The 4,984-nt window shown below is 73.7% G+C and carries 5 protein-coding genes; 2 read left to right on the top strand and 3 right to left on the bottom strand.

Annotated elements, in window-relative coordinates; all coding sequences use genetic code 11:
• Positions 1 to 208: 208 nt before the first annotated feature.
• Positions 209 to 1,291, bottom strand: coding sequence for a hypothetical protein (locus B7P34_RS35025; protein ID WP_106682172.1), 1,083 nt, complete (start codon positions 1,289 to 1,291; stop codon positions 209 to 211).
• A 272-nt stretch (positions 1,292 to 1,563) separates the two neighbouring features.
• Here B7P34_RS35025 and B7P34_RS35020 point away from each other — a divergent pair, with 272 nt between their 5' ends.
• A complete protein-coding gene (locus tag B7P34_RS35020) occupies positions 1,564 to 1,878 on the top strand; it encodes a hypothetical protein (protein WP_223268565.1) in 315 nt (104 codons plus the stop codon).
• A gap of 246 nt (positions 1,879 to 2,124) precedes the next feature.
• Positions 2,125 to 2,808: a GDSL-type esterase/lipase family protein gene (locus B7P34_RS35015; RefSeq protein ID WP_106682171.1), complete on the top strand. Its 684-nt coding sequence runs from the start codon at positions 2,125 to 2,127 to the stop codon at positions 2,806 to 2,808.
• Positions 2,809 to 2,915: 107 nt separating this feature from the next.
• Here the strand turns inward: B7P34_RS35015 and B7P34_RS35010 are convergent, their stop codons facing one another.
• Together B7P34_RS35010 and thpR are read right to left on the bottom strand one after the other, a co-directional pair.
• Complete coding sequence (locus tag B7P34_RS35010; protein WP_106682170.1) at positions 2,916 to 3,911, bottom strand: aldo/keto reductase; 996 nt, start codon at positions 3,909 to 3,911, stop codon at positions 2,916 to 2,918.
• Positions 3,912 to 4,267: 356 nt separating this feature from the next.
• Positions 4,268 to 4,831 carry an RNA 2',3'-cyclic phosphodiesterase gene (thpR, locus tag B7P34_RS35005; protein WP_106682169.1) on the bottom strand — a complete coding sequence of 188 codons (564 nt, stop codon included), beginning with the start codon at positions 4,829 to 4,831 and terminating at the stop codon, positions 4,268 to 4,270.
• Positions 4,832 to 4,984 lie beyond the last annotated feature (153 nt).

The raw sequence follows: 4,984 nt of genomic DNA, 5'->3' as shown, positions 1-4,984 counted from the left end.
CCCGGCGCATCCGCAATCCCTGCCGCAGACAGAATCCCCCCCCGCCGCAACGGCGAGACGCCCGGCGGCGGCCGGCGGCGGCCGGCGACGGTGCCGGTCCGGGCTCGGCCGCCGCGCCCTGGGCCGACCCCCGGTACGGCACCGCCGGAATCCGCCGTCGTGGCTGGTCACCGCCGCGGCGGAGGCATGAGTGCCGGGCGCCCGCCGATCAGCCTCGGCGCCGGAGCACCCGCCGCAGCCCCACCGCCGCGCCCGCGGCCACCGCGAGGGCGCCCGCGCCGATGAACAGGGTGCGGTTGCCGTCGCCCGTGCCGCTGCCGGAGGACGCCCGGGAGCCGCCGTCACCGTTCTTCGCGTCGTCCGCCCGCTTGGGCACCGAGTCCGGCAGCAGGTCGCCCTCCAGGGTGACCGGCTGCACCGTGCTGCGCTTGCCCTCCGAGCCGTACATCAGGGTCCGGCCGTCCGCCGTGAAGGTGACCGACTCGCCCTGCCGCTGCAGCGGTACGGCCGGGCTGCCGATCTCCTGGGGGCGGCCGTCCTTCCAGCGGTACTCGCGGGCGTCGAAGTAGCCGCGGACGACGAGCCGCGTGCCGTCGGGCGAGAACGCGCCGTCCGTGGCCCACAGGTTGATGTCGGCGGTCCGCCGGAAGACGTTGACGCCGGACGCGGAGAGCCGCTCGGGCGCCTCGTACAGGGCGCCCTTCTCCGACCGCTTCTTGCTGACGATGTACACGCGCCCGGTCTTCGGATGCACCATCAGCGACTCGGCGTCGCGCGGGCCGTCGTCGTAGCGGACGGTGTAGCGGGTGGGGGTGAGGGTGGTGTCCTTGAGGGTCTTCGGCTCGGGGAAACGGTAGATCCACACCTCCGGCCAGCGGCCGCCGAAGTTGTCGCCGATGTCACCGAGGTAGATGTCGCCGTCGGGCCCGATGGAGATGGCCTCGACGTCGCGCGGTTCGATCCCGGCGAGGGTGACGGTGGCGACCGTGCGGCCGGTGCTGCTGTCGACGGCGTAGACGTACGGGCCGTCGCCGCTGTCGTTGTGCGTCCAGTACACGCCGGGGTGGGTGCGGCTGGCCGCGAGGCCGCTGGACTCCTTGATCCGGGGGTCCTCGATGGTGAAGCCCGCGGCGGACGGAGCGGAGGCGGAGGGGGAGGCACCGGCGGCCGGCTGCGCGGCGCCGCCGTCGGCCAGGGCCGGGGCGGCGGGCAGCACGGCCGGTGCGGCCAGCGCGACCAGCGCGGCGGCTGCGAGGGCGGCACGTGCGGCGGGGAACGGGCGTGGACGCATGGCCCCAAGCGTGCCATCCGGGCAGGTGCCACGGGTGCGCGCACCGCCGCCCCGCCCCACCCGCCCGGAACTCGACACTCCCCCTATCCCGTGCGCCTCGCTGAACTGCACCGCGGTCCGGACGACACGGCGAACGCGAAAAGTATTCGCCAACCGCACGGCCGAAAACCGTCCACAGAAAAGAACGCATTGGCGAATTCCCGCACTGTCGTACGCGGTTGACCCGTATAGGTTTTCGCCCGAACGGCAACCAGCTCCAGGGAGGGAAAGCAATGAAGCGCATCAAGCGCCGCCTCGCCTATGCAGCCGTGGGTTCGATCATGGCTGCCGGCACCAGCCTGGTGGGGGCCACGGCCGCCTCGGCCGCACCGGCCCCGCACGTCTCGTCCTGCGACAGCTACCGCAACAACGGGACCGTGTGGACGGCCAACTGCCGCGTCGACTACGGCCAGTCGCAGTCGTGGACCCGCTGTTCCGACGGCACGGTGCTGTACGGCGCCTGGGTCGGCACGGGCTACTGGATCTTCAGAGGCGACTGCTCCGGTCACGGCGGGATCGTCAGCTTCGGCCACACGGACAGCCCCTGACCGACCGCGGTCGCTCCGCGGCCCGAATGAGGTGATGACTCCGCCCCGCCGGAACGCCGGCGGGGCGGAGCCTCCGCTTTTCCCGACCATCCCGCCGACCGCATTTCCGCATTTCATGACCGCACCCGGCGAAATACTCCGTTCACACTCCCCGGTAAAAGCGGAACGGGAATTCAGAGCGGCGCGCAGGCCCCTTGCCCGACCCTCCTGCGCCCCTCCCGCACCGCCATCCGCGATGATGTGCACATGCGGATCATGTTCGTCGGCGACTCGATGACCATCGGTAGCGCCGGTGACCTCACATGGCGCTACCGCATGTGGCAGCACCTCAACGCGACGTACGGCGGCCCGTACAAGATCGTCGGCCCGCGCCGCGAGCTGTACGATCCGGCCGCCGGCGCACCCGTCTCGTACGCCTACGGCGCACCGGACTTCCCCGAGCGCGCCCGCGCGCACCTCGCCGGCTGGGGCGAGGGCTGGCTGCACATGGCCCCCCTCGTCGGGGACGCGGTCCGGGCCGGCCGCGCCGACACCCTGCTCGTCTCCCTCGGCCTCATCGACCTCGGCTTCTACACCAACGCCGAGCAGACGGCCGAGAACGTGCGCCGCTTCGTCGCCGAGGCGCGCGAGGCCGATCCGCACGTACGGGCCGTGCTGATGCCCGTCATCCGGAACGTCCGCGCCCTCAACGACCCGCCGTTCGCCGCCGAGTGCGAGCGCTTCAACGAGCTCCTCGGCAAGACCGTCGCCGACCTCGGCACCCCCGGCTCGCCGCTGCTCCTCGCGTCCCGCCCGGACGGCTGGGACATAGACCGCGACACGTACGACGGCACGCACCCCAACGCCTCCGGCGAACACCGCCTCGCCGCCGCCTTCGCGGACGCGATGCACCAGGCTTGGGACGTGGGCGGGGCGTACCGCGCCCCATAAGGGGCGCGGGGAACTGCGCGCCCAGCCACGAACGGCCCGCACCCGCGCACACGCCTCCGCCCGTACGGACGTACGAGCGGAGGCGCACAACGTGCTCGCTCAGGCCCTCACCAAGCGAACGCCTCCGGCGAGGGCCCCGACCCGGGGAAGATCTCGTCCAGCTGGCCGAGAAGCTCCGCCGAAAGCTCCAGCTCCACGGCCCGCAGCGCCGACGCGAGCTGGTCGGCCGTGCGCGGGCCGACGATCGGTCCCGTCACCCCGGGCCGGGTGAGCAGCCAGGCGAGGGCCACTTCGCCCGGCTGCAGGCCGCGCTTGTCGAGCAGGTTCTCGTAGGCCTGCACCTGCTCGCGGACCTTGGTGTTCGCGAGCGCGTCCGCCGACCGGCCGGACGCCGCCCGGGCGCTGCCGCCCTCCCGTTCCTTGCGGATGACGCCGCCGAGCAGGCCGCCGTGCAGCGGCGACCAGGGGATGACGCCGAGGCCGTAGCCCTCGGCGGCCGGGATGACCTCCATCTCGGCGCGCCGCTCGGCCAGGTTGTACAGGCACTGCTCGCTGACGAGCCCGAGCGAACCGCGCCGCCGGGCGGCCTCGTTGGCCTGGGCGATGTGCCAGCCGGCGTGGTTGGAGGAGCCCGCGTAGACGATCTTGCCCTGCTGGACGAGGACGTCGATCGCTTGCCAGATCTCGTCCCAGGGGGTCGCCCGGTCGACGTGGTGGAACTGGTAGAGGTCGATGTAGTCGGTCTGCAGCCGCTTGAGGCTCGCGTCGACGGCGCGGCGGATGTTCACGGCGGACAGGCGGTCGTGGTTCGGCCAGTCCGCGCCGTCCGGGCCCATGTTGCCGAAGACCTTGGTGGCGACGACGACCTTGTCGCGGCGGCCGCCGCCCTTGGCGAACCAGGTCCCGATGATCTCCTCGGTCCGGCCCTTGTCGTCACCCCAGCCGTAGACGTTGGCGGTGTCGAAGAAATTGATGCCCGCGTCGAGCGCGGCGTCCATGATGGCGTGGCTGCCGGCCTCGTCGGTCTGCGGACCGAAGTTCATGGTGCCGAGGACGAGCCGGCTGACCTTGAGGCCTGTGCGTCCGAGCTGCGTGTACTCCATGGCGCCCTAGCCAACGCCCTCGGGAGCGCCCAAGGCAAGGGTGACCCGGGGGTTGAGCCCGCACGAGCGGAAGCCGGCTCACGGCCTCGGGGTCACTTCGCCTCGGGGTCACTTCACCGCGGCCACCACGGCGACGACGACGAGGATCGCGGCGAGCGCGGCGGTCATGATGCGGTTTCTGGTCTTCGGATCCACGCATCGAGCGTAACCGGAGGGGGCGCGCCGCCCTGCCCGCGGGCTGGTTCCGGGCGTACGCGGGAGGGTCCGGCCGTATGCGGGGGCCCGGCCGTACGGGAGGCCTGGTCGTACGTGGGAGGGCCCGGCCGTGCGCGGGCCGGTTCCGGGCGGCTGGCCGCCTACCCGCCCAGCTCCCACGCCGCCACCGTCTCGTAGCGCGGGCGCTCGCCGGGGACGCCGCCGCCCGGGAGCCGGCTGCGCATGAGCTCCAGCCGCCGCACGGTCCAGGGCGTGCCGCTGAAGCCGGCGAGGCTCTCGGCGTACGGGCGGAGGTGCACCGGGCCCGTGGCGCGGGCCAGGGTCAGGTGCGGGTGGAAGTCGTGCGTGGTGTCGACGGCCGCGCCCGCCCGGCGCGCTCCGGCCGCGGCCGAGCGGGCCAGGTCGCGCAGGATCGTCCGCTCGCCGTCCGCGCCGACCCACAGCACCCGGTCCCCGAACCGCCCGCCCCCGGCGAACCGCAGTTCGTGCGGCGGGTGCCGGTGGGCGGCGCGGCCCAGCCGCTCGGTCAGCTCCGGCAGCAGGGCCGGATCGACCTCGCCGAGGAAGGCGAGCGTGAAGTGCCAGCCGGCCGGCTCGGTCCAGCGCAGCAGGTCCGCTCCGGGCAGCTCGCGCAGGGCGGCCGTGGCCCCGGCCAGCTCGGCGACGGGCGTCTCCGGGGGCACGACAGCGGCGAAGAGTCGCATAGCACCAGTCTCCCCTTTGGGCAGGGCTTCACGAACGCGGCGCCGCGCCCGGCCGTGGCAGGGGCGTGGGACGCGGGCCGCGCGCCGCGGATGGCTTCGGCACCGCCGCGGATGGCTTCGGCGCGGCGGCGGCCGGGCCGCGATGGCGCCCCT

The organism is Streptosporangium nondiastaticum, from assembly GCF_003011965.1.
GTDB classification, from domain to species: Bacteria; Actinomycetota; Actinomycetes; order Streptomycetales; family Streptomycetaceae; genus Streptomyces; species Streptomyces nondiastaticus.
The sequence above is the reverse complement of the archived record's forward strand: the minus strand, read 5'-3'. Positions and strand labels throughout refer to the sequence as shown.